3 protein-coding genes are annotated in these 1,934 nt (G+C 43.1%); 1 reads left to right on the top strand and 2 read right to left on the bottom strand.

From position 1 onward, the window contains the following. Nucleotides 1-619, bottom strand: a 619-nt coding sequence (gene modB / locus B7C60_RS01480) for a molybdate ABC transporter permease subunit (protein WP_245868374.1), incomplete at its 3' end; no start/stop codon positions are given. Continuing rightward, nucleotides 600-1,373 (bottom strand): molybdate ABC transporter substrate-binding protein, encoded by a 774-nt coding sequence (modA, locus tag B7C60_RS01475; protein ID WP_099610125.1) that lies wholly within the window; start codon nucleotides 1,371-1,373, stop codon nucleotides 600-602. The genes modB and modA, both read right to left, overlap by 20 nt. Before the next feature lie 180 nt (nucleotides 1,374-1,553). On the opposite strand from modA, the gene B7C60_RS01470 reads away from it, so the two are divergent. Continuing rightward, nucleotides 1,554-1,934 (top strand): hypothetical protein (locus tag B7C60_RS01470; RefSeq protein WP_245868373.1); only part of this gene is annotated, 381 nt, incomplete at its 3' end.

Here is a 1,934-nt window from a genome sequence, read left to right as displayed (position 1 = left end):
AAATCAGACATAGACGAGCCGCTTCCATCTCTGCCCCTGGCGTTTCTAAAAAGTTGTACATCGCTAAAGGTAAAGTTTGTGTTTCACCCGGAATATTAGAGACAAAACTAATGGTTGCACCAAACTCACCTAAACTACGCGCAAATGAAAGCATGGTACCGGTAATAATCCCCGGTAATATCAAGGGAAGCGTAATGGTAACAAACACTTTCGCTTGCGAAGCACCTAAAGTTCGAGCGGCTTGTTCTAGCTTAGGATCTACGTTTTCGATACTTAAACGAATGGCTCGAACCATCAAAGGTAACGCGATAACCACACAAGCTAAAACTGCACCCCGCCAACTAAAACTAAACGACAAACCCAACCAAGCCGCAAACCATTGGCCGATAAAACCTTGGCTCCCCATTGAAATTAACAACAGATAGCCAACCACAATCGGTGGCAAGACCAATGGAAGGTGAATCACACTATCTAGCAAAGACTTACCGATAAAGGTTTTGCGAGCCAGTACCCACGCAAGGAATACACCAATCGGCAGTAACCATAATACGGTATAACCTGCCACTTTTAAGCTCAGTTGTAAGGCCATCCACTCATAGTCACTGAGCAAATTGTTCATGCGCTATATCCGTATTAAAACCATAAGAGGTTAAGATGCCTTTTGCATCAGAAGAAGTTAAAAAGGTCATGAATGAAGCACTGCTTGGTTTATTATTCAATTGAGCCACCGGATAGTGGATTGGAGAATGTAAAGCGCTGTCAAACTCTAGCACAATCGCAACCTTGTTACTCGTCAACGCGTCGGTTTTATATACCATGCCTAGCGGAGCTTCTCCCCGTTCAACTAAAGCTAACGCCAAACGAACATTATTTGTTTGCGCCAACCGTGAGCGCACGGTATCCCAAACACCTAGGGTTGTAAGTACCTGTTTAGAATAAATACCAATCGGAACGGCATCTGTATTACCAACAGCCAAACGTTCCCCAGTTAAACGTTGTGTCCATTGCTGAGAGTCTGCCACATCAAACGCCGTTAAATTTAAATTAGCCGGCTGGATCAAGACCACTTGATTACTGGCTAATAACGCCACCTGCGCTTCCTGCACCTTATTTTTTCCTATAAGGTACGTCATCCAGTCATCATTTGCGGAGAGAAACACGTCAGCTGGCGCGCCATGTTCAATTTGTCGAGCCAAAGATGAAGACCCCCCAAATACCGCAACAACTTTAGTATCATGGTGCGATTGATAAAGACGAATAAGATCATTAACCGCATTGGTCATTGAGGACGCAGCATAAATATGGACGGTTTCTTGTGCCCAAACCATCGGGCTAAGAAGCAAGGCGATGAGCATGTAAATTCGTTTTTTCATTGTTTACTCGTATCGTGCAATTAATATGTATTGGCGTTGTTATAAACAGAACACAACCACCAGTCGTGCCTATTTTAACCCTAATCTCTGTGATAAAATGGAATAATTTACAGAAATGGCCTGAAATTGGCATAACATTGTTGTATCTTTACGCTTTCCTCGTTTTAGGATGAATCTAATATGCTCAAAATAACCTCTTTAGCTGGTGTTTTACTTTTATCGACGCTTCTTCCCACCACCGCTTCAGCGAATAATTTTGACTACAATTTCTTTGAAGTAAGAACCGCCTTAAATCCTGAATCGATGGGGGCAGAATTCAACACCTATTTTACAGAAAACTCGCACGTTATTGCTCGGATTGATTCTCGCTTTGAAGGTGATTGGGATGCCGCTGGCGGTATTGGCTTTAATGGCCCGATCAATCCATTTGCTGATATCTATGGTCAAATGCTAGTCCATAGTGTCCGTAGCAGTAACGATGAAGGCAATAAAAATGATCTGATGATGGAACTCAACATCGGCACTCGAGTTTGGCTCACCAACCAAATTGAAGGCCACCTG

The sequence above is a fragment of the Vibrio fujianensis genome (assembly GCF_002749895.1).
Classification (GTDB): Bacteria; Pseudomonadota; Gammaproteobacteria; order Enterobacterales; family Vibrionaceae; genus Vibrio; species Vibrio fujianensis.
This window is presented reverse-complemented; position numbering and strand designations above follow the sequence as displayed.